The sequence below is a fragment of the Rhodococcus sp. KRD175 genome (assembly GCF_017168275.1).
Classification (GTDB): Bacteria; Actinomycetota; Actinomycetes; order Mycobacteriales; family Mycobacteriaceae; genus Rhodococcoides; species Rhodococcoides fascians.
In genome coordinates this window covers 445,384-465,938 of the sequence record NZ_JABFAQ010000002.1, presented here as the reverse complement: position 1 = coordinate 465,938, position 20,555 = coordinate 445,384, and the positions used below count along the sequence as shown (strand labels likewise).

At 65.7% G+C, this 20,555-nt stretch carries 20 protein-coding genes; 5 read left to right on the top strand and 15 right to left on the bottom strand.

The features are described from left to right. Nucleotides 1-30: 30 nt before the first annotated feature. Both J1M81_RS02800 and J1M81_RS02795 read left to right on the top strand, forming a co-directional pair. Nucleotides 31-657: a precorrin-8X methylmutase gene (locus J1M81_RS02800; RefSeq protein ID WP_032372419.1), complete on the top strand. Its 627-nt coding sequence runs from the start codon at nt 31-33 to the stop codon at nt 655-657. Continuing rightward, nucleotides 654-2,147, top strand: coding sequence for a precorrin-2 C(20)-methyltransferase (locus J1M81_RS02795; RefSeq protein ID WP_032372420.1), 1,494 nt, complete (start codon nt 654-656; stop codon nt 2,145-2,147). The genes J1M81_RS02800 and J1M81_RS02795 overlap by 4 nt, the downstream gene beginning before the upstream one ends. On the opposite strand, the gene J1M81_RS02790 is transcribed toward J1M81_RS02795, so the two are convergent. The 3 genes from J1M81_RS02790 to J1M81_RS02780 are packed head-to-tail and all read right to left on the bottom strand — an operon-like array spanning nt 2,130 to nt 4,896. Beyond that, nucleotides 2,130-2,876: a cobalt-precorrin-6A reductase gene (locus J1M81_RS02790; RefSeq protein ID WP_206497548.1), complete on the bottom strand. Its 747-nt coding sequence runs from the start codon at nt 2,874-2,876 to the stop codon at nt 2,130-2,132. The genes J1M81_RS02795 and J1M81_RS02790 overlap by 18 nt on opposite strands. Then, entirely contained in the window at nt 2,873-4,165 is a 1,293-nt protein-coding gene (cbiE, locus tag J1M81_RS02785; RefSeq protein WP_241257591.1) for a precorrin-6y C5,15-methyltransferase (decarboxylating) subunit CbiE, read from the bottom strand. Before cbiE ends, J1M81_RS02790 begins: the two co-directional genes overlap by 4 nt. Then, nucleotides 4,138-4,896, bottom strand: coding sequence for an SDR family NAD(P)-dependent oxidoreductase (locus tag J1M81_RS02780; protein ID WP_206497547.1), 759 nt, complete (start codon nt 4,894-4,896; stop codon nt 4,138-4,140). The genes cbiE and J1M81_RS02780 overlap by 28 nt, the downstream gene beginning before the upstream one ends. Before the next feature lie 64 nt (nt 4,897-4,960). Between J1M81_RS02780 and J1M81_RS02775 the strand changes: the two genes are divergently transcribed. Next, entirely contained in the window at nt 4,961-5,374 is a 414-nt protein-coding gene (locus J1M81_RS02775) for a TIGR03618 family F420-dependent PPOX class oxidoreductase (protein ID WP_032365855.1), read from the top strand. Here the strand turns inward: J1M81_RS02775 and J1M81_RS02770 are convergent. Together J1M81_RS02770 and J1M81_RS02765 are read right to left on the bottom strand one after the other, a co-directional pair. Further along, a complete protein-coding gene (locus J1M81_RS02770) occupies nt 5,371-5,904 on the bottom strand; it encodes a nucleotidyltransferase family protein (protein WP_230595113.1) in 534 nt (177 codons plus the stop codon). The two genes, J1M81_RS02775 and J1M81_RS02770, sit on opposite strands and share 4 nt — an antisense overlap. Nucleotides 5,905-5,954: 50 nt before the next feature. Next, complete coding sequence (locus tag J1M81_RS02765) at nt 5,955-7,085, bottom strand: Xaa-Pro peptidase family protein (protein ID WP_032372424.1); 1,131 nt, start codon at nt 7,083-7,085, stop codon at nt 5,955-5,957. A gap of 27 nt (nt 7,086-7,112) precedes the next feature. On the opposite strand from J1M81_RS02765, the gene J1M81_RS02760 reads away from it, so the two are divergent. Further along, on the top strand, nt 7,113-8,090 hold the full coding sequence (locus J1M81_RS02760; RefSeq protein WP_032400843.1) for a 5'-3' exonuclease: 978 nt from the start codon (nt 7,113-7,115) through the stop codon (nt 8,088-8,090). 6 nt (nt 8,091-8,096) lie between these two features. Here the strand turns inward: J1M81_RS02760 and J1M81_RS02755 are convergent, their stop codons facing one another. From J1M81_RS02755 to pafA, 7 genes are all read right to left on the bottom strand, one after another. Further along, complete coding sequence (locus tag J1M81_RS02755; protein ID WP_206497546.1) at nt 8,097-9,089, bottom strand: DUF4333 domain-containing protein; 993 nt, start codon at nt 9,087-9,089, stop codon at nt 8,097-8,099. A gap of 122 nt (nt 9,090-9,211) precedes the next feature. Continuing rightward, complete coding sequence (locus J1M81_RS02750; RefSeq protein ID WP_051365148.1) at nt 9,212-11,986, bottom strand: RNA helicase; 2,775 nt, start codon at nt 11,984-11,986, stop codon at nt 9,212-9,214. A gap of 27 nt (nt 11,987-12,013) precedes the next feature. After that, entirely contained in the window at nt 12,014-12,985 is a 972-nt protein-coding gene (gene tatC, locus J1M81_RS02745; RefSeq protein WP_027497094.1) for a twin-arginine translocase subunit TatC, read from the bottom strand. Between the two features lie 109 nt (nt 12,986-13,094). After that, nucleotides 13,095-13,361: a Sec-independent protein translocase subunit TatA gene (gene tatA, locus J1M81_RS02740; RefSeq protein WP_027497093.1), complete on the bottom strand. Its 267-nt coding sequence runs from the start codon at nt 13,359-13,361 to the stop codon at nt 13,095-13,097. Between the two features lie 85 nt (nt 13,362-13,446). Beyond that, nucleotides 13,447-14,442 (bottom strand): YafY family protein, encoded by a 996-nt coding sequence (locus J1M81_RS02735; RefSeq protein WP_032372425.1) that lies wholly within the window; start codon nt 14,440-14,442, stop codon nt 13,447-13,449. Further along, the gene (locus J1M81_RS02730; protein ID WP_032372426.1) at nt 14,439-15,431 is read right to left on the bottom strand and encodes a YafY family protein; all 993 of its coding nucleotides are present in this window, start codon (nt 15,429-15,431) and stop codon (nt 14,439-14,441) included. The genes J1M81_RS02735 and J1M81_RS02730 overlap by 4 nt, the downstream gene beginning before the upstream one ends. A gap of 93 nt (nt 15,432-15,524) precedes the next feature. Continuing rightward, complete coding sequence (gene pafA, locus J1M81_RS02725; protein WP_174557245.1) at nt 15,525-16,883, bottom strand: Pup--protein ligase; 1,359 nt, start codon at nt 16,881-16,883, stop codon at nt 15,525-15,527. A 76-nt stretch (nt 16,884-16,959) separates the two neighbouring features. Here pafA and J1M81_RS02720 point away from each other — a divergent pair, with 76 nt between their 5' ends. Beyond that, a complete protein-coding gene (locus J1M81_RS02720; RefSeq protein WP_032391417.1) occupies nt 16,960-18,429 on the top strand; it encodes a bifunctional phosphatase PAP2/diacylglycerol kinase family protein in 1,470 nt (489 codons plus the stop codon). 37 nt (nt 18,430-18,466) lie between these two features. On the opposite strand, the gene prcA is transcribed toward J1M81_RS02720, so the two are convergent. From prcA to J1M81_RS02705, 3 genes are read right to left on the bottom strand one after another with little or no spacing between them, the layout of a single operon-like run. Continuing rightward, nucleotides 18,467-19,240 carry a proteasome subunit alpha gene (prcA, locus tag J1M81_RS02715; RefSeq protein ID WP_027497088.1) on the bottom strand — a complete coding sequence of 258 codons (774 nt, stop codon included), beginning with the start codon at nt 19,238-19,240 and terminating at the stop codon, nt 18,467-18,469. Further along, entirely contained in the window at nt 19,237-20,178 is a 942-nt protein-coding gene (gene prcB, locus J1M81_RS02710; RefSeq protein WP_027497087.1) for a proteasome subunit beta, read from the bottom strand. Before prcB ends, prcA begins: the two co-directional genes overlap by 4 nt. Next, nucleotides 20,175-20,369: a ubiquitin-like protein Pup gene (locus J1M81_RS02705; protein ID WP_027497086.1), complete on the bottom strand. Its 195-nt coding sequence runs from the start codon at nt 20,367-20,369 to the stop codon at nt 20,175-20,177. The genes prcB and J1M81_RS02705 overlap by 4 nt, the downstream gene beginning before the upstream one ends. Nucleotides 20,370-20,555 lie beyond the last annotated feature (186 nt).

Genomic DNA, 20,555 nt, shown 5'->3' with positions numbered 1-20,555 from the left:
GAGGGGTCCCTCTCCCCTATCGTGACACGCATGCACGACTACATCCGTGACGGCGCGGAGATCTACCGCCAGTCTTTCGCAACCATCCGTGCCGAAGCGGATCTGTCTCGGTTCACCCCGGACGTCGCCCAGGTCGTCGTGCGCATGATTCACGCTGTCGGTGAGATCGACCTGACCGAGACGATCGGCTTCACGCCCGACGTGGTGGAGTCCGCCCGAACTGCTCTGCGCGCAGGGGCACCCGTGTTGTGCGACGCCAACATGGTTGCCGCCGGTATCACTCGTCGCCGTCTGCCGGCCGACAACGAGGTGCTGTGCACCCTGTCCGATCCTCGGGTACCGGATTTGGCTCGGAGTATGGGCACCACGAGAACCGCTGCAGCGCTGGAGTTGTGGGGTGACAAGCTGGGCGGTGCCGTCGTCGCGATCGGAAACGCGCCGACCGCCCTGTTCCACCTCATGGAAATGCTCGCGGCCGGGGCTCCGAAGCCCGCAGCCATCGTCGGCGGCCCGGTCGGATTCATCGGCGCGGCGGAGTCGAAGGAAGATCTGATCGCCGCCGAACTCGGCGTGGAGTATCTGGTCGTCCGGGGCAGACGCGGTGGCAGCCCCATCACCGTCGCCGCGGTCAATGCCATTGCGAGCGAACAAGAATGAGCTCCAGCGGAAAGTTGTGGGGAGTGGGCGTCGGCCCGGGCGACCCGGAGTTGTTGACCGTCAAGGCCGCTCGCGTGATCGGCGAGGCCGACGTCGTCGCCTTCCACAGTGCTCGGCACGGTCGCAGCATCTCGCGCGCCCTCGCGGCCGGTTACATGCGCGACGGGCAGATCGAGGAACACCTGGTGTATCCGGTGACCACGGAGGCGACGGCTCATCCCGGTGGGTATCAGGGGGCCATCGACGAGTTCTACGAGTCCGCTGCCGCACGGCTCGCCGCTCATCTCGACGCCGGCCGATCGGTTGTGCTTCTGGCCGAGGGCGATCCACTGTTCTACAGCTCGTACATGCACATGCACAAACGCCTGGCACACCGGTTCGAGGTCGAGGTGGTTCCCGGCGTGACCTCGGTGAGTGCTGCATCGGCCGCCCTGGCGACTCCACTGGTGGAGCGCGACGAGGTTTTCACCGTCCTCCCCGGCACCTTGCCGGTGAACGAGCTCACTCGCCGACTCCGCGGCACCGACGCCGCGGTCATCATGAAACTCGGTCGAACCTATCCGACCGTGCTCGATGCACTGGAACGATCCGGCAGGCTCGACGAAGCGCGGTACGTCGAGCGGGCCAGTACAGCCGAGCAACGCGTCCTCGATGCCGCCGACGCGGACAACGTGCCGTACTTCTCGATGATCGTCGTGCCGAGTCCGTCGAATCGAACCGAACTTCCCACCAGTACGGGCGAAGTGGTCGTGGTCGGTCTCGGTCCGGGCGACGACGTGTGGACGACGGACGAAGTGCGAGCCGAACTCGCGGCAGCAACCGATCTGGTCGGATACATCACCTACATCGATCGAGTTCCTCAGCGACCCGGCCAGATTCGGCATGCGAGCGACAACAAGGTCGAATCCGAGCGCGCGGCATTCGCCCTCGACCTCGCCAAACAGGGTCGCCGCGTCGCTGTGGTGTCCTCGGGTGATCCGGGTGTGTTCGCGATGGCGACAGCGGTCATCGAGGTTGCAGCCGAACAGCAGTGGAGTTCGGTACCGGTACGCGTGGTCCCGGGAATGACGGCAGCCAATGCTGTTGCCAGCCGCGTCGGCGCGCCGCTCGGGCACGATTACGCCGTCATCTCCCTCTCCGACCGCCTCAAGCCCTGGGACGTGGTGGCCCGACGGCTCTCGGCAGTGGCCGAAGCCGACATGGCGATCGCGATCTACAACCCCGCCTCGAAGACTCGCACCTGGCAGGTCGCGGCCATGAAAGATGTTCTGCTCGAACATCGTTCACCGGAGACGCCGGTGGTGATCGGGCGCGCGGTAGGCAGTGCGCAGGAATCGGTGCGCACCGTGACCCTCGGCGAACTCGATCCCGAGTCGATCGATATGCGATGCCTGCTCATTGTCGGCTCCTCGATGACGACGGTGGTGGAGACCGGAAGCGGTCCGAGAGTGTTCACGTCGCGGCGCTACCCGTCAGGGAGTGACGCGTAGGCGTTCGATCAACCACCGAGCGGCGGCATCGACCTCGTCGACCGTCGACGCCGAGGTGTCGGCGGTGGGTCGCGAGATCATCAGCACGGGAATCAAGGCCGATCGCGCCGCGTCGACCTTGGCGCGGGTCATCGTGCCGCCGCTGTTCTTGGTGACCAGCACGTCTATCCGGTTGTCGGCGAGCATTGCCGACTCGTGCGCGAGGTCGAACGGCCCGCGGCCCAGTTCCAGGGTGGCGCGAGGGGGAACGGCACCGGTCGGTGGATCTATCGAACGAATCAGGAACCACGCATCGGCGACTCCGGCGAAATGGTGAACGCCCTGCCTGCCGATGGTGAGGAACACCCGACTACCCGGTTCTATCGATGCGGCCGCCTCGGGGAGGGATGCCACGGTGGTCCAACGGTCGTCCGTCGACGCGATCCACGGCGGCCGGGTCAGCACGAGATGAGCGACACCGGTTGTCCGAGCAGCGAAGTCGGCATGCGCGGTGATGGTGGCGGCAAACGGATGCGTTGCGTCGACCAGTGCGTCGACGGCGTTGTCTCGAATCCACTGTGCCAATGCGTCGGCACCGCCGAAACCGCCGATCCTGGTATGGCCCGACACCGGCGCCGGCTCGGCGACGCGCCCGGCCAGCGAGGTGATCAACTCGATCCCGGGCACGCCGGCCACGGCGGCCGCGAGTTGCCTGGATTCGGACGTGCCGCCCAGGAGTAGGACCTTCACTGCTCGTCCGCATCCGCCCCGTCGGGCGCACCCCAGGGTTTCGTCACGCACCACTGGGTGACCGGCAGTTGTGGTCGCCAGGTGGTGAAGGAGCCCAACGGCTCACCCCGGTAGATCTGGAACCGGCGCAGCCTGCCGCCGTATCGTGCAGCTGCCGAGAGCAGCAGTGAATCCGATTCTGCGGTCACCGAATTGGCGACCAATCGGCCACCCGGACGCACGGCCGCCCAGCACCGCTCGATCATGTCCGGCTCGGTCGCCCCGCCGCCGACGAACACCGCGTCCGGAACGCCTGCACTGCCGGGGACCTCGTCGAAAGCTCCGGGCGCAGTGCCGAGCACGGCCAACCCGGGCACCCCGAGCCGTTGTGCGTTGGTTGTGATCTGGTGTCGACGATCCGCAGACGACTCGAATGTCACTGCACGACACGATGGATCGGTGCGCATCCATTCGATGGCGATCGTCCCCGAGCCCCCGCCGACGTCCCACAGGACCTCGCCGGGTCCGGGCGCCAACGCACACAGCGTCAGTGCGCGCACTTCCTGCTTGGTCATCTGACCGTCGCCGGTGTACTGCGAATCGGGCAGGCCCGGAACGCGAGTGAGTCTGGTGGCGCCTCGATCTCGAACGCATTCGAGCGCGACGACGTTGAGCGGGTCGGCGTCGGCGAACGTCGATTCCGTCGCCGTCCCCCGGGTGACTCGTTCGGCCGGGCCGCCGAGTTGTTCGAGCACACTCACCGTGCTGGCACCGAAACCGTTGTCACGCAGGAGCGCACACACGTCACCCGGTGTCGAGCTGCCTCGGCTCAGTACGAGAAGTCGACGACCGTGGCCCAGTTCCGGGAGGACGGTCTCGACCGGGCTGTTCACCAGCGACACCGTCGTGGTGTGCGCGAGCGACCAGCCCAGACGCGCACAGGCGAGCGAGACCGACGACGGTGCGGGATACACCCTCAGACGTTCGGCGCCGAATTCGCGAGCCAGGCTCACACCGATACCGTGAAACATCGGGTCGCCACTGGCCAGCACACACACGGTCCGGCCGTCACAGGAGTCGATCATCGGCCGCAGGCTCGGTAGCAACGGACTGGGCCACGCCCGAGCGTCGGCGCACCTGTCCACCACGCCGGCAAGCTGCCTCGCCGACCCGAAGACGACATCTGCCTGCTCGACCACGACACGTGCGACAGCAGACAGTCCGTCCCAACCGTCCGCGCCGATTCCCACCACTGCGATGGGGTGAGGGTCGGGCTCCGCCATCAGCGCGGCATCCTGCGCCACAGCCATTGCGGAAGCAGTCGCATCGCGAAGAACACCGGGCGAAGAGTGCCGGGGATCCACACCGTCGACTTCCGGCTGCGCAGCGCAGCCACCACCGCGGCGGCCACCTGATCGGGTGTGCTGGACATCGGTGCCGGGTCCATGCCCTCGGTCATCGAACCGATGACGAACCCTGGGCGCGCGAGCAACAGATGGACGCCGGTGCCGTGCAGGGAATCGCTCAGTCCGCTGGCGAAGCCGTCCAGACCCGCTTTGGCCGAGCCGTAGACGTAGTTGGCCCGCCTCACCCGGATACCCGCGACGGACGAGAAGACCACCAGATCGCCGCTCTTCTGCGCCCGCAGTACCTTCGCGGCGTGGGTGAGGACGGAAGCCTGGGCCAGGAAGTCGGTCGTGATCACCTCCAGCGCATGCCCGGCGTCGTCCTCGGCGCGCGTCTGATCCCCCAGAATCCCGAACGCCAACACCACGATCCCGATGGGCCCGTGCCGTTCCACGACGGAGCGCAGGATTTCCTCGTGGGTGGCCATGGCGTTCGCGTCGAACTCGACCGCATCGACGGTCGTCGCGCCTGCCTGCAGCACACGTGACCGTTGCGTCGCCAGGTCGGAACTGCGCCGAGCGGCCAGTACGACGGTTCGTCCCGGTGCCAGCCGAGTGGCGACCTCGAGACCGATCTCGCTTCGGCCGCCGAGCAACAACAACGTTCCCGAGGCGGGTTCAGATCGTCTGCTCACGCCGAACAGTCTCTCCGATCGAGCCCCGCTCGTGGCAGTCGGGGCACGTCACTACAGTCGAGTCATGGCCGCTACCCCCGCTGACGCGACTGCCCTCACCGACGAGGCGATCGAATTCCTCACCGAACGGCACCTCGCCACGCTGACGACGTTGCGTCCGGACGGCACGCCCCATGTCGTCGCCGTCGGGTTCACCTACGACGCGGACGCCCACGTCGCCCGTGTCATCACCAACAACGTGTCGCAGAAGGCGATCAACGCCGGCCGCGGTGCCTACGCCGCCGTCACCCAGATCGACGGTGCCCGCTGGCTGACGTTGGAGGGTCCGGCCACCGTTCGTGACGACCACGAGTCGGTCGCCGATGCGGAGAACCGCTATGCCCGACGCTATCGAGTGCCGCGGGAGAATCCGACCCGCGTCGTCGTCGAGATAGCGGTGCGGCGGGTACTGGGCAGCCGCTCGCTGCTGCGACGCTAGTCGTCCGTCGGCCAGGGTAGAACGGTCAGGTTCGGCCATTCGGTGGTCCACCGCGCGGCCTTCGCCTCGTAGACGTGCCGCATCGGTAATCGCGGATTCGGCCGGACGATCCCGGCGAACAGGTCTTCGAAGCCGTGTGGGGCATAGACGCGGTCCATACCGTGGGAGTCCACGGTGATTCCGAAACAGCACGTGGTCGACACGAAGTGGTCGATGGCATCCTCGGAGCTTCGGTACGAAGCCAACGTCGCTCCGAAATGCTGCTCGTACCACAGGTGTACACGCGCTTGATTACGCACTTCGACGTCGACCCCGAGGTCGGCGAACACGTCGGCCGCGGTCTCGATCACGTCGTTCTCGGCGGCGTACGACAGATCCGTGTCGTCGAAGTAGAAAAAGTCGTAGTCGCGAATTCCGGCCCCGAGATCTCGGTCGGCGAGGTGATTCCACACGGTTTGGAACAGACCGCCCGCCGTCAGGTACCAACCCGAGAGCCCGAGCTGCGGCGCACGCCGAAGTACCTCGGCCACAATCGGATTCGTCCTGACGACGGAGACGAACTCTACTTGGCGGCCGTCGGTCACACCGGCAGCACGGCGAGACCGTGGGGGCGGAGATTGACCGATTCGCACCCGTTCGCCGTCACGACGACGATGTCCTCGATCCTGGCACCCCACTGCCCACGGAAATAGATGCCCGGTTCGATGCTGAACGCCATTCCCTCGGTGAGAGTGATGTCGTTGCCCGCCACGATGTACGGCTCCTCGTGCACCGACAGGCCGATACCGTGTCCGGTGCGGTGCAGGAACGCCTCTCCCAGACCGGCTTCGACCAACACCTCGCGTGCGGCTGCGTCGATGGACTCCGCGCTGACTCCCGGCGACACAGCGTCGACTGCGGCCTGCTGAGCTCGCTCCAGTACCGCGTACCGGGTAGCGACCTCGGCCGAAGGCTCGCCGAGACTGTAGGTGCGAGTGGAGTCCGAGTTGTATCCCGGCGCAACGGGTCCACCGATGTCGACGACGACCACGTCGCCGGCCTCGACGACACGATCGGAGACCTCGTGGTGCGGATCGGCACCGTGCGGACCGGAGCCGACAATGATGAATTCCGGTGCGGTATGGCCTTCCTCGACGATCGCCGTCGCGATGTCTGCCGCGATCTGGGCTTCGGTTCGGCCCACTCGGAGCCACTCGCCCATCCGGGCGTGAACCCGGTCGATGGCATGACCGGCTCGACGCAGAGCATCGATCTCGGCGTCGTCCTTGATCATCCGCAGCTGGCGCAGAACGTCTGTCGCCAGTACCGGCACGGTCCCGAAAATCGTTGCCAGCGGCACGAAGTGCAGGGCGGGCATTGCGTCGGCGACAGCGGTCTTGCTGCCGGCCGGGACGGCCGCAGCCACGAGCGCGTACGGATCGACGCCGTCGACCCAATCGACGAGCGTCAGTGACAGGTCCCCGGCGGCGGAGTCACCCAGCGCGGCGAGTTCGAGCCGCGGCACGACGATGCTGGGAGTGCTGCCGTCGGCCGGCACCACCAACGCGATGAGACGCTCGAACGAGCTGGCCGTGGACCCGATCAGATACTGCAGATCCGGGCCCGGAGTGATCAGCAGGGCGTCCAAGCCTGCGTCCGACGTCAGGCGGGCCGCGCGCGCGAGCCTGGAGGCGTAGACATCGCTGGGAAAACGAGAAGAATCGACACTCATACCTTCAGGCTAGTGCCGTACGGCAAGATGAGCCCCATGACCACCCCCGGAAAGTCGCCGTTGCTGCTCCTCGACGGCGCGAGCCTGTGGTTCAGGGCCTACTACGCTCTGCCCGAGTCGATTACGGCGCCCGACGGCCGTCCCGTCAATGCCGTGCGAGGTTTCCTCGACATGATCTCGGCCCTGATCACGCGAACCGAACCGAGCCGATTGGCTGTATGCCTCGACCTCGACTGGCGTCCACAGTTCCGAGTGGACCTCGTTCCCTCGTACAAGGCTCACCGGGTTGCCGACGCCGCGCCGGATGTGGCCGAGAGCGAAGAGGTTCCCGAGACCCTGACGCCACAGGTGGACATGATCATGGACGTCCTGGCGGCGTTGGGAATTGCCACCGCGGGGGCCGCCGGCCTCGAGGCCGACGACGTGCTCGGAACCTTGGCTGCACAGGAACGACGCGATCCCGTCGTCGTGGTCAGCGGCGACCGAGATCTGTTGCAGGTGGCGGCGGACGAACCGAACGAGGTACGGGTGCTGTACGTGGGTCGAGGCTTGGCCAAGGCAGAACTCTTCGGCCCGGTCGAGGTGGCCGAGCGGTACGGCGTCCCGTTGCACCGCGCGGGAGCGGCCTACGCGGAATTGGCGCTTCTGCGCGGCGATGCGTCGGACGGGCTACCGGGTGTCAAGGGTGTCGGTGAGAAGACGGCCTCCACACTCATGCTGCAGTACGAGTCCGTCGCGGCCCTGCGTGCGGCGGCACTCGATCCGGAGTCGGACATGGCCAAGGGAATTCGGGCGAAGCTGGCCAACGCCAGCGACTACCTCGATGCGGCACTCCCAGTGGTGCGGGTCGTCACCGATGCCGACGTCGTCCTGTCGAGGTCGGACGAGATTCCGGCGGAACCGGCAGATCTCGAGGCACTCGACACGCTCGCGGAGACCCTGGGAATCAGAAACGCCGTGGACCGCCTCGTCTCGGCGATGGCGGCCACGGCGTCGCAGAATTGACCGGGGCTATTTCGGGAGTGAGACCTCGTAGTCGGCGTCGTCGTTGAGGAACGTCAACGTCACCTTCTTGAACGCCCCGTCGACCGTCAGCGTGCAATCGACGCTGGTGCCGGCCTTGACTTCGATGTTCTGCGGGCACGACACCCCCGAGACGTTCGTGGCACCGTAGGACTCGGTCAACACCGTGCGAATACCGTCCTGAGCAGCCGTCGTATCGAGGGTGGTCGTGCGCCCGAACGCGAAGTACAGCACTGCCGCGACCACGGCCACGACGGCGATGACGGAGCCCGCGATGATCAGCGGCTTCTTGGACTGCGCGCCACTGCGACCGGGACCTGGCTGCTGGCCCGGGAACTGGCCCGGATACTGCAGTCCGGGATAGTGCTGACCGGGATACTGCTGATTCGGATTCTGCCCGCCCGCGAAGGGAGGCTGCTGACCGTACTGGCCGGCACCGTACTGCCCACTGCCACCGAATTGTTGTGGTGCGTAGGGGTTTTGGTAGGCGGCGTCACCGGCAGGCTGCTGTCCGGTCCCCGGATACGGTGCCCCGTACGGCTGTCCCGCCGGGTATTGCGCGGTCGGATTCTGTGCGGTGGGATTCTGTGCGGTCGGATTCTGCGGGTTGTAGCCCTGCGGGTACTGCCCCTGCGGACCCTGAACCTGAGGATTCTGACCCTGCTGCGGGTAGGGCCCGGCCGGATACGCGCCCTGGGGGTATTGCCCCTGGGGATACGCGCCCTGAGGGTATTGCCCCGGGGGAGTTTGCCCCTGGGGAGACTGGCCGTACGCGCCTCCGGAAGGTTCGCCGTACTGCGTGGTCGGGGTGCCGGTGGGCGGCGCGTACTGTCCCCACGCCGACGGAGTCGGAGTCTGCGATTCGGATGTCGCCGCAGCTTCGCCGGTGGAAGCTTCCTGCCCGTCCTTCGCGGCACCGTCCTGGTCCGGCGTTCGTGACCAACTGTTGTCGGGGTCGGTCGGACCGTATGGGCCGCTCATCTCGCCTCCACTGAAATCTCGAATCCGTCGGGGGTACAGTATCCCGCTTGTCGCTGCGTCCGCTGTACCGACCCGGCAGTCCGGTTTCGGCCCGTCACGCAGCGCCGGTCACGCAGCATCGGTCACGCGGCATCGACGGCCACCACTCCTTGTCGCAGCGCGGCGACGGCACGGGCGGCGGTTCGCGACAGCTCGGGTTCGGGAGCGGCGAGCCGGACCTGGTCGAGCAGGTCGATGACCTGCCGACACCATCGGACGAAGTCGCCACCGGACAGCGCCTTGCCGTTGTCGCCTGCCGCGACCAGTGCGTCGACGAGCGAATGGTCGGAAGCCCACTTGTAGATCGCTTTCACGAAGCCCATGTCCGGCTCTCTGGTCGGTGGCAGTTTGTGCCGAACCTCGTCGGCCCGCAGCTCGTGCCACACCCGCACGGTCTCGGTCAACGCGTGCCTGATGGGTCCGGTCGGGCCGTGTGGGGTGATGTCTCCCTCGGAGCGGGACTCGTAGACCACGGCCGAGACCACTGCGGCCAACTCTGCGGCCGACAATCCCTGCCACAGTCCGCCTCGCAGGCATTCCGCGACCAGAAGATCGGATTCGGAATAGATCCGGCTCAATCGCGCACCGTCGTCGGTCACCTTGGGATCCTTGCCCGGGGTCACGTAACCGCGGTCCGCCAGCAAAGCCAGAATGCGGTCGAACGTTCGGGCCAACGAGTTCGTCGTGGCGGACACCTTCTGCCGCATCGACTCGGTCTCCCGGGCCAGCCGGTTGTAGCGTTCGCCGGTTCGAGAGAGTTCCTCACGATCCGGCCGGCTGTGCACCGGATGTGAGCGGATGGCCCGACGCAGGGTTGCCAACTCCTTGTCGTCGGCGGCGGTCGACTTTCGTCCCACTCGATCGGAGGGCTGGGATATGCCGCGGGTGACCAACGCCGCCGCCAGATCCCGACGGGTCTTGGCGGTGCGGTGATCGACGAACCGTGGCAATCGCATGGAGCCGAGAGGTGTTGCCGGCGTAGGGAAATCGGCAGCGGACAGACGACCGGCCCATTTGTCCTCGGTCAGCACGAGCGGCCGCGGATCGCCGCGATCGTCGTCCGGTTCGAGTACCACCGCCAGTCCGCTGCGCCGTCCGGACGGCACCGAGATCACGTCGCCGCGGCGCAACGCACGCAACGAGTCGACGGCTTTGTCCCGCCGATCGGACCTGTTCTGACGCTCGAGGGTCTTCTCTCGATCCTTCAGACGCTCGCGCAGTCGCGCGTACTCGAAGTACTCCCCGTCGGGGCCACCGAGCGTTGCGCCGAGCGCCTCCAACGTCTTCATGTTCTTCTCGATACCGCGGACCATGCCGACGACGGACCGGTCGGCCTGGAACTGAGCGAAGGACCGTTCGAGCAACTGCCGTGAATCCGCTGCCCCGAACTGTTCGATCAGATTGATCGACATGTTGTAGGCGGGCGCGAAAGAGCTCCGGAGGGGAAACGTTCGCGTCGACGCGAGTCCGGCCACCTCGGTCGGTTCGGTACCGGGCTGCCACAACACCACCGCGTGACCCTCGACGTCGATGCCGCGTCGCCCGGCCCGGCCGGTCAGCTGGGTGTACTCCCCCGGTGTCAGCTCCGCGTGCGTCTCACCGTTGAATTTGACCAGCTTTTCGAGCACCACGGTTCGGGCAGGCATGTTGATTCCGAGAGCCAGAGTTTCGGTGGCGAACACCGCTCTGACCAATCCCTTGACGAACAGCTCCTCGACGGTGTGGCGGAAGACCGGCAGCATTCCGGCGTGGTGCGCGGCGAAACCGCGTTCGAGCGCATCTCGCCATTCCCAGAAGCCGAGCACCTCCAGATCCTCGCGTGGGAGTTCGGAGGTGTGCTTCTCGACGATGTACCTGATCTCCTCGGCCTGCTCCGGCGTCGTCAGAACCAGCCGCGAACGCATGCACTGAGTCAGGGCCCCGTCGCAGCCTGCACGACTGAAGATGAACGTGATGGCCGGGAGCAGACCTTCCTCGTCCAGCTTGGCAATCACGTCGGGACGAGCCAGCGGACGGTTTGCACCTCCGCCTCCCTGGTGGCCGCCGCGTCCGCCGCCCCCGCTTCGACCTCCGCGTCCTCGACTGTGCGGTGCGTGCCACCGATCCATGGAGTCCAGCGACTGACGCTGCTTGACGTGCCGCACCAGGTCTCGGTCCACGACGACCTTCTGGTGGCCGTCCGGTGACTGTGCTCGGGTGTCGAAGAGATCGAACAACCGACGGCCCACCATGATGTGCTGCGAGAGCGGAACGGGACGGTTCTCGTCCACGACGACCGAGGTGTCGCCGCGAACGGTACTCATCCACGCGCCGAACTCCTCGGCGTTGCTGACCGTTGCGGACAGGCTCACCAGACGCACGTCGTCGGACAGGTGCAGGATCACTTCTTCCCAGACCGCACCTCGGAACCGATCCGCCAGGTAGTGCACCTCGTCCATCACCACGTGCGAGAGCCCGCGCAGTGCGTCGGAGGATGCGTAGAGCATGTTGCGGAGCACCTCGGTCGTCATGATGACGATGGGTGCATCCGGATTGATGGACGAATCACCGGTCAACAGACCGACCGTCTCGCGTCCGTATCGCGCAGTCAACTCTGCGAACTTCTGATTGCTCAGCGCCTTGATGGGGGTGGTGTAGAAGCATTTGCGACCGGCAGCGAGGGCCAGGTGCACCGCGAACTCGCCGATCACCGTCTTGCCCGCACCGGTCGGGGCGCAGACCAACACCCCGTGACCGTTCTCCAACGCAGTGCACGCATCCACCTGGAAGCGGTCCAACGGAAAGCTCAACTCCGCGGAAAATCGTTGCAGTTCAGTGGGTTCTGGCCTGGACCGGGTGTCGACAACAGCCTCGCTCATGGTCGCGCCCCGACGCTGGGACTCACATCAGATCGTGTCGTCGTACTGGGCCTGTGTTCGGGTCGCAGTGCCGATACCGCCCACCGGCGGTGTCGGTGCGACAGCGTGTGGGGCCTGGATAGAACTTGCGCCTTCGATGCGTGTTGCTTCGTCATCTGACACATCACCCCATTCGTCTCTTCTCTTGCGCAACTTACGCTTGTCGTGAATCCGCGCAATCTGCACTGCCATCTCGAAGAGCACCGTCAGAGCCAACGCCAAGGCCAGCATCGAGAAGGGATCCTGTCCGGGCGTCGCGATCGCCGCGAACACGAACAGTCCGAAGATCAACCCGCGACGCCACGCCTTCAGGCGTTCGTAGGTGAGAACACCGACGAAGTTCAACCCGACGACCAGCAGCGGTATTTCGAAGCTGACACCGAAGATGATCAGAAGATTGATCAGAAAACCGAAGTACTGATCGCCGCTCAGTGCCGTGATCTGGACGTTGTCGCCGATCGACAGCAGAAAGTGCAAGCCCTTGGCGACGACGAAGTAGGCCAGAATCGCTCCGGTCACGAACAGCGCAGCGGCACCGGTGACGAAGGAGACTGCGTAACGGCGTTCGTTGGCGTACAGGCCGGGAGTGATGAACGCCCAGATCTGGTACAGCCAGATGGGGCAGGCGAGCACGACGCCTGCGGTGAACGCCACCTTGAAGCGCAACAGGAACTGGTCGAACGGGCCGGTGGCGAGCAGGCGGCACTGATCGTCGTTGCTCAGATCCGCACGCAGGCTCGGGTCCAGGGTGCAGTACGGGCCTCGGAGCAGATCGCCCAGGCTTTCGACGCCGAAGATCGTGTGTGAGTACCAGAAGAATCCGAATGCAGTGGTCACCGCGATGGCCAGCAGCGACCAGAGCAGCCGGGTTCGCAGCTCGTACAGGTGATCGACCAACGACATCGTGCCGTCGGGATTGACTCGACGCTTACTGCGCCGTGGATCGAACGGAATGCGCATGGTGTTCTACGGTCAGCCTTCTTCGGTCGGCAGGCGGCACGAGGCCGTCACCGACAGCAGTGAACCTTCGGTGCCGACGCGGCACCGAAGGTGTGCTGAGCGGCGTCGCTCAGGCAGACTTCGCGTCGTGCTGGGGTGTGGTCTCGGTCTGCGCCACGGGTGCCGGGGAGGGCAGCTGAGCGGGTGCGGCCGGCTGCTGTGCAGTCGCGGTATCGGTGTCGGATTTGCCGTCGTTCTGCATCTCCTTGACCTCGCTCTTGAAGATGCGCAACGAGCGTCCGAGTCCACGCGCAGCCTCGGGCAGCTTCTTGGAACCGAACAGAATGATGACGACCACCGCAACGATGGCCCAGTGCCAGGGACTGGTGAATCCCATGTGAACCTCCTGAGATCAGATGAATCGAGCGTACCCGACGGCGGGCGGTGCGCTCGGCAACGGAGCGCACCGCTTCACCTCACGTTCATGTTGCGACGCCGCCGCCGGTGTCGGTGGCGTCGAGCTCCGCGTAGGCAATCAGGGCGGATCGCGCGCGATCGCGGACGGAATTCACCAAGGATTCAGGTCCCAGTACTGTTACGCCACCGCCGAACCCGAGGGTCAACCGGGTCATCCACTGCAGCGTCGCGAAACGCATGGTCACCTCGATGGACCCGTCCGAATCGGCGGCTACCTGCGTCATCGGGTAGTAGTCCAGAATCCAGGTGAACGCAGGTGAGACGCGTAACCGCGCTTGGGACAGAGAGGGGTCGTCGTTGAAGATCTCGAACGCGTCCTCGTCCTGCACCGATTCCGGCGGAGACGACGGTTCGTCGAGTTCGGTGGCCGAATCGATGCGATCGAATCTGAACAGCCGAACGCCCTCGGCACCGCGACACCATGCCTGCAGATAGCTGTTGTCGTCGACCACCACGGTCCTGATCGGATCGACGATGCGCTCGGTGAGCACGTCTCGCGACGCCGAGTAGTAGGTGAGTTCGAGTGCGTGCCGGGCTCGGAGCGCAGACCGTACGGTGCTCGACACCGGACCCTCCTCCGCGTCGGCCGTGTCGTGGTCGGACGAGAGCGGCACGTTCGCCGCCGCCGACCCGGCCGCGGTCTCGATCTTCGCGATCGCCCGCTGAGCGGCCGACGGATCGACCATCCCCGGCATCGAGGTCAACGACCGAAGTGCGACCAACAGTGCGGTGGCCTCGGTGGACGTCAACCGCAGCGGCCGGTCGATCCCGGCGGAGAAAGTGACGTCGATGCTCTCCTCCGAGAACGACAGATCGATGAGGTCACCCGGTCCGTATCCGGGCAGACCGCACATCCAGAGCTGATTGAGATCGGCCATCAGCGTCGCGGTGGTCACGCCCAGTTCCCGAGCGGCCTCCTCGGCGCTCAACCCCGGATTGGCCATGAAGAAGGGCACCATGTTGAGCAGGCGGGCCAACCGCACCGACAGACGCGCGCTCATCGTTCGTTCTCCAGTTCGGCTGCAGTCTGCAATGTCGAGATGACATCGGCCCTCAGCTCTGGCGGGGCCAACACCATCGCGTCGGGACCGTGACCGGCGATGAGCCGCGAAATCCAATCCCAGGACCGTACCGGAACCTCGACGACAGTTCCGGTACGCGACCCCACCGTCTGCTCCCCCACCACGGTGCCCATCCTCCGCAGCTCCGTCGCCCGACCGTCCTGGAGCCACACTCGCGCGGTACCCGACACCGAGGACGTGCCCGCGACGCGGCGGACGATGTCCTGAAGATCGATACCGTCGGGCTTGCGGACACTCTGAGGTGATCCGAAGGCTTTGACGTCGTCGCCGATCCGGGACAGTCGGAAGGTTCGGGTGTCGTCTCGGTCCACGTCGTGTCCAACGAGGTACCACCGTCCCCGGAACGTCACAACGCCCCACGGCTGGACGGTTCGGGTGACGAACGGCTCGGTCAACGAGGGTCGATGTTCGAACCGCACCGACTTACCCTCGTCGATCGCCGCGAGCAGGGCGCCCAGTGCGGGCTCGGACCCGCGGGTTCGGGCCGGAACGGCCGTGACGGCAGCGGCCGACTCGTTCTGGTCGACCTGAATACCTGCGGCGCGCAGTTTCAGCAGCGCACTCTGGGCCGCGGAGGTCAGTTCCGGTGATTCCCACAGTTTGACGGCCACCGCGACCGCAGCCGATTCCTCGCTGGTGAGATCGATGTCCGGCAGCTCGTAGGCATCTCGGTTGATGCGATAACCCTCGACACCACCGAACCGCGTAGCGATGCCGGTCTCGAGGGGCACCCCGAGATCGCGCAGTTCGTTCTTGTCACGCTCGAACATCCTGCTGAACGCTTCGAGGCTCGTCGAGTCGTCGTACCCGGCAACGCTCTCGCGGATCCACTCCGCGGTCAGGAACTGACGCGTCGACAACAGACAGATGACCAGGTTCATCAGGCGTTCGACTTTGGTGGTGGCCACGACAGTCGAGCCTAGTTGTTCACCGCCCGCCGGAGCTGTAGCGACCCGAGTTGCCTGGATCGCTACCCGACCTCCAGCCGAGTCGCGTCCGGACTACATCGATGCGATGAGTCGCTCGACGCGCTCGTCGACCGAACGGAACGGGTCCTTGCACAACACCGTTCGCTGCGCCTGATCGTTGAGTTTCAGGTGTACCCAGTCGACGGTGAAGTCGCGTCCGGCTTCCTGGGCCGCGGTGATGAACTCACCGCGCAGCTTCGCGCGTGTCGTCTGCGGCGGCAGATTCACCGCTTCGTCGATCTGCTCGTCCTCGGTGACTCGCTTGACCAGACCCTTGCGCTGCAGCACGTCGAACACTCCCCGTCCACGCTTGATGTCGTGGTACGCAAGATCGAGCTGAGCGATCTTGGGATCGGAAAGTTCCATCGAGTAGCGGTCCTGATACCGCTCGAACAGCTTGCGTTTGATGACCCAGTCGATTTCGGTGTCCACCTTGGCGAAGTCCTGCGACTCGATGGCATCGAGTGTGCGTCCCCACAGGTCCACCACCTGGGTCACCTGAGCATTGGGCTCCCGCGTCTGGAGATGCTCGACGGCCCGGGAGTAGTACTCACGCTGGATTTCGAGTGCACTGGCCTGGCGGCCACCGGCGAGGCGGACCGGCCTGCGACCGGTCAGATCGTGGCTGACCTCGCGAATGGCTCGAATCGGATTGTCCAGCGCGAAGTCTCGGAACGAGACGCCTGCCTCGATCATCTCGAGTACGAGTGCGGCCGTCCCCACCTTGAGCATGGTCGAGGTCTCGGCCATGTTGGAATCGCCGACGATGACGTGGAGCCGGCGATACTTCTCGGCATCGGCGTGCGGTTCGTCGCGGGTGTTGATGATCGGCCGCGAACGAGTGGTGGCCGACGACACGCCTTCCCAGATGTGCTCGGCGCGCTGCGAGAGGCAGAACGTCGCGGCCTTGGGTGTCTGCAGCACCTTGCCTGCGCCACAGATCAATTGGCGGGTGACCAGGAACGGTAGGAGTACATCCGAGATGCGCGAGAATTCGCCCGCTCGCTGGACGAGGAAATTCTCGTGGCAACCGTAGGAGTTGCCCGCCGAATCGGTGTTGTTCTTGAACAGGTATATGTCTCCGCCGATGCCCTCCTCGGCGAGACGCTGCTCGGCGTCGATCAGCAAATCCTCGAGTACTCGCTCGCCTGCGCGATCATGGGTGACCAATTGCAGCAGGCTGTCGCATTCGGCAGTGGCGTACTCGGGATGCGAACCGACGTCGAGATAGAGGCGAGCGCCGTTGCGGAGGAACACATTCGAGCTGCGGCCCCACGAGACCACGCGACGGAAGAGGTAGCGGGCCACCTCGTCCGGACTCAGGCGTCGGTGTCCGTGAAAGGTACATGTGACACCGAACTCGGTCTCGATGCCCATAATTCGTCGCTGCACACTTCGACACTACAACGCAAGCCACCGATGGATGTGTCGGAGCGCCTCGATGGCGTCCATGCCTAGGCTGGGCCCTATGACTTCCACGCCAACGTCTGTTGCGGCCTCGGTTCACGCGTGGGACCTGTCCCTGGTTTCACGAAGCGCGGCATTGCGCTCGAGCAGGGCGGATGCAGGGCTCCGCGCGTTGAGCACGGCCGCCGATCACAGTCGCCTGTGGCTCGGAGCTGCCGCACTTCTCGGCGCGGCCGGTGGCTCGGCCCGACGCGGCGGCGTGCGGGGGCTGATCGCCGTGGCGGGTGCGAGCGCCGTGGCGAACGGTCTGCTCAAGCCGGTGTTCCCGAGGTCGAGGCCGGATACCGAGCTGGTTCCCGTACTGCGCCGGGTGCTCGCCCCGCCGGTGTCCTCGTCGTTTCCCTCCGGTCACTCGGCGTCCGCGGCCGCCTTCGTCACCGCGGTCGCCATCGAATCACCGAAGGCAGGATTGCTGTTGGCTCCGGTCGCCGCAGCAGTCTGCTATTCCCGGGTTCACGTCGGCGTCCACTGGCCCACCGATGTCGTCGCCGGAGCGGCGCTCGGTTCGGCGGTCGCGCTGTCGACCCGCCGCTGGTGGGCCGTGCGTTCGGCGAAGCCCGCCGATCTCGGCTCGCCGGTCGAGGTCGAGGCACTGCCGGGCGGACGGGGACTGTTGGTGCTGGTCAATCCCGGATCCGGTGACGGTTCGGAGGCGGTACCGGACGCCATCCGTCGCGAGCTCCCCGACGCCGACCTCTTCGTACCCGATCCCGAGAGGGACTTCAACGAGCAACTGGAAGAGAGAATTCGGAACACGACGCCGCGTGCTCTCGGAGTGTGTGGAGGCGACGGCACGGTCGTCAGCGTCGCCGCCTCGGCCGCCCGTAACGGCCTGCCACTCGCCGCGTTTCCGGGTGGCACTCTCAACCACTTCGCTCGCGACACCGGTCTGACCGCAGTCGAGGACACCGCCGCCGCCGTCGAGGCGGGCACCGCCGAACTGGTCGATATCGCCGAGGTGGACGTCGACGGCCGCAGTGTGTCGTTCGTCAACACCGCGACGTTCGGGGGTTACCCCGACTCGGTGCGGTTACGGCAGAAGCTGCAGAAGCGAATCGGTAAGTGGCCGGCCGCTGCGGTTGCGATGACACGAGTGCTCGCGGCTGCAGAGCCACTGAACATTCGACTCGACGGGGTGCCGCACTCGGTGTGGATGCTCTTCGTCGGCAACGGTACCTACGATCCGATCGATCAAGTTCCCATGTCGCGCAGCAGCATTCATACCGGCACCCTCGATGTTCGCTTTCTCCCGTCGGAACCCAAGGCATCGAGAACACGACTGCTGTGGGCGACGATCACAGGAACGCTCGGCTCGTCGCCTGCCTACGTGCGCAGTGTGGCGCAACGCTTGACCGTCGAGGTGGACGGTGCCCCGGTTGCCCTCGCGGCTGACGGCGAGGTCGTCGGAGACGGCACGACATTCCAGTTCAGCAGCGACAAGAACGGCCTCGTGCTCTACCGGAAGCGATAGAGCACGAGGCCGTCGACCTCGATCCGAAGTGTGGGGACTACTGCGGAGTCTCCGGCTCCGAGGAGCCGTCGCCGGTCGCGGACGGTGCCGATGCGGGCAACATATCCGCCAGAGCAGCTCCGGCGATACGCCGGAACGCTCGACGCGGTCGCCCCTGATCCAGGACGGCCACCTCCAGGGCCGACACCTCGAGAACCTTCTTCTCGGGCTCGGCACCGGCAGTCGCAGGCGACGTCGGACCGGCGGTGAGCGCGTCGACGGCGATACGAACTGCGTCCGCCAACCCGAGGCCGGACCGGTACGTATCCTTCAGCGCGGCCACGATGGGCTCGGTGGTACCGCCCATGACGACGAAATCCTGTTCGTCGACGATGGAGCCGTCGTACGTGATGCGGTACAGCTGCGTGGCCATCGGCTCGTCCTGATGGGACACCTCGGCGACGCAGATCTCGACCTCGTACGGCTTGAGCTGCTCGGTGAAGATGGTGCCCAGTGCCTGGGCGTAGGTCTTCGCCAACGACCGGCCGGTGACATCGCGTCGATCGTAGGTGTATCCCTTGATGTCTGCGTGCTGGATGCCGGCCTTGCGTAGGTTCTCGAACTCGTTGTACTTGCCGACGGCAGCGAAACCGATGCGGTCGTAGAGCTCACTGACCTTGTGCAGCGCGGTCGAGCGATTCTCGGCGACGAACAGGACCCCGTCGGCATACGCCAGCACGATGACGCTGCGGCCGCGGCCGATTCCCTTGCGCGCCAATTCCGAACGATCGCGCATGATCTGTTCGGCAGATGCGTAATACGGCATCGTCATAGCGCGCTACCCCCTTCGCTGACTTCCTGGCCTGCTCGGGTGTGGTGGTCCGTGCCGCCGGTGTGTGCTGCGCTCTCGGTTCGTTCTGCCAGAACCGATCGGGCCGCAGCCGATATGCGATCGTGCGCGACGTCGTCCGCACCGACGCTCGTGATGGCAACTGCCGTCGGGTAGATGCCGCGGGTGACATCGGGACCACCGGTGGCCGAGTCGTCGTCGGCGGCGTCGTACAGCGACTCGACTGCAGCCCGAAGCGCCTCGTCCTCGGACATTCCGGGGCGGTACAACTTCTTGAGCGCGGATTTGGCGAACAACGAGCCCGAACCCACTGCGTGATAGCCCGACCGCTCCTCGTAACGCCCGCCGACCACGTCGTACGACACGATGCGTCCGGCTCTGTCGGGATCGGAGATGTCGATGTCGAATCCGACCAGCAACGGCACCGCAGCCAGTCCCTGCATCGCCGCACCCAGATTGCTCCGAACCATCGACGACAACTTGTTGGCCTTGCCGTTGAAGGTGAGCGGCACGCCCTCGATCTTCTCGTAGTGCTCGAGTTCGACAGCGAACAGACGAACCAATTCGATTGCGATACCCGCAGTTCCGGCAATGCCCGCAGCGGAGTACTCGTCGGTGACGTAGACCTTCTGCATGTCACGGTTGGCGATCAGATTGCCCTGAGTGGCGCGCCGATCACCGGCGATCAGCACCCCGCCCGCGTAGGTGAGGGCGACGATCGTCGTACCGTGCGGAGCGATGCCGGACTTGTCGGTGGTGCCGTTGGCGGCGTGGGACGCCAGGTCCGCGGCGAGGCCGCTCTCCGGCAGCAGGTGCGGGGCGTGCTGACGGAGGTAGTCGGAGAAGGACGAGCTACTGGACCCCAGCGGAATCGCCGGTCCGTCGCCTGCCGACCGTGGGTCCGAACGATCCACCGTCACTGGCCGCCCTTCTGAACGTAGGCGCGGACGAAGTCCTCGGCATTCTCCTCGAGAACGTCGTCGATCTCGTCGAGAAGATCGTCGGTCTCCTCGGCCAACTTCTCGCGCCGTTCCTGGCCACCGGCCCCCGTGTCGCCTGGGACCTCGTCGTCGCCGCCGCCGCCCGAGCGCCGTGTCTGCTCCTGAGCCATAGTCGCCGACCTCCTCTGTGTATCGAGAAAACAGATCTACTGCACGGTCGCCGGGTCATCCGAGGCGCACCGGCGTGGATGTGCAAGTGCTACCGAACGTTCCGCCGAAAGTGCACGGACCTTTACCCTACCGACAGTCCGACCTCGCCGGTTGGCAAGACACCGCCGAACGACCCATTCGAATGC

Bases quoted from the DNA above. Each gene is read 5' to 3' on its own strand.
- J1M81_RS02800 (WP_032372419.1), top strand. From the start codon at position 31: ATGCACGACTACATCCGTGACGGCGCGGAGATCTACCGCCAGTCTTTC.
- J1M81_RS02795 (WP_032372420.1), top strand. From the start codon at position 654: ATGAGCTCCAGCGGAAAGTTGTGGGGAGTGGGCGTCGGCCCGGGCGAC.
- cbiE (WP_241257591.1), bottom strand. From the start codon at position 4,165: ATGGCTGTGGCGCAGGATGCCGCGCTGATGGCGGAGCCCGACCCTCAC.
- J1M81_RS02775 (WP_032365855.1), top strand. From the start codon at position 4,961: ATGGCCGCTACCCCCGCTGACGCGACTGCCCTCACCGACGAGGCGATC.
- J1M81_RS02765 (WP_032372424.1), bottom strand. From the start codon at position 7,085: ATGAGTGTCGATTCTTCTCGTTTTCCCAGCGATGTCTACGCCTCCAGG.
- J1M81_RS02760 (WP_032400843.1), top strand. From the start codon at position 7,113: ATGAGCCCCATGACCACCCCCGGAAAGTCGCCGTTGCTGCTCCTCGAC.
- J1M81_RS02755 (WP_206497546.1), bottom strand. From the start codon at position 9,089: ATGAGCGGCCCATACGGTCCGACCGACCCCGACAACAGTTGGTCACGA.
- J1M81_RS02750 (WP_051365148.1), bottom strand. From the start codon at position 11,986: ATGAGCGAGGCTGTTGTCGACACCCGGTCCAGGCCAGAACCCACTGAA.
- tatC (WP_027497094.1), bottom strand. From the start codon at position 12,985: ATGCGCATTCCGTTCGATCCACGGCGCAGTAAGCGTCGAGTCAATCCC.
- tatA (WP_027497093.1), bottom strand. From the start codon at position 13,361: ATGGGATTCACCAGTCCCTGGCACTGGGCCATCGTTGCGGTGGTCGTC.
- J1M81_RS02735 (WP_032372425.1), bottom strand. From the start codon at position 14,442: ATGAGCGCGCGTCTGTCGGTGCGGTTGGCCCGCCTGCTCAACATGGTG.
- J1M81_RS02720 (WP_032391417.1), top strand. From the start codon at position 16,960: ATGACTTCCACGCCAACGTCTGTTGCGGCCTCGGTTCACGCGTGGGAC.
- prcA (WP_027497088.1), bottom strand. From the start codon at position 19,240: ATGACGATGCCGTATTACGCATCTGCCGAACAGATCATGCGCGATCGT.
- J1M81_RS02705 (WP_027497086.1), bottom strand. From the start codon at position 20,369: ATGGCTCAGGAGCAGACACGGCGCTCGGGCGGCGGCGGCGACGACGAG.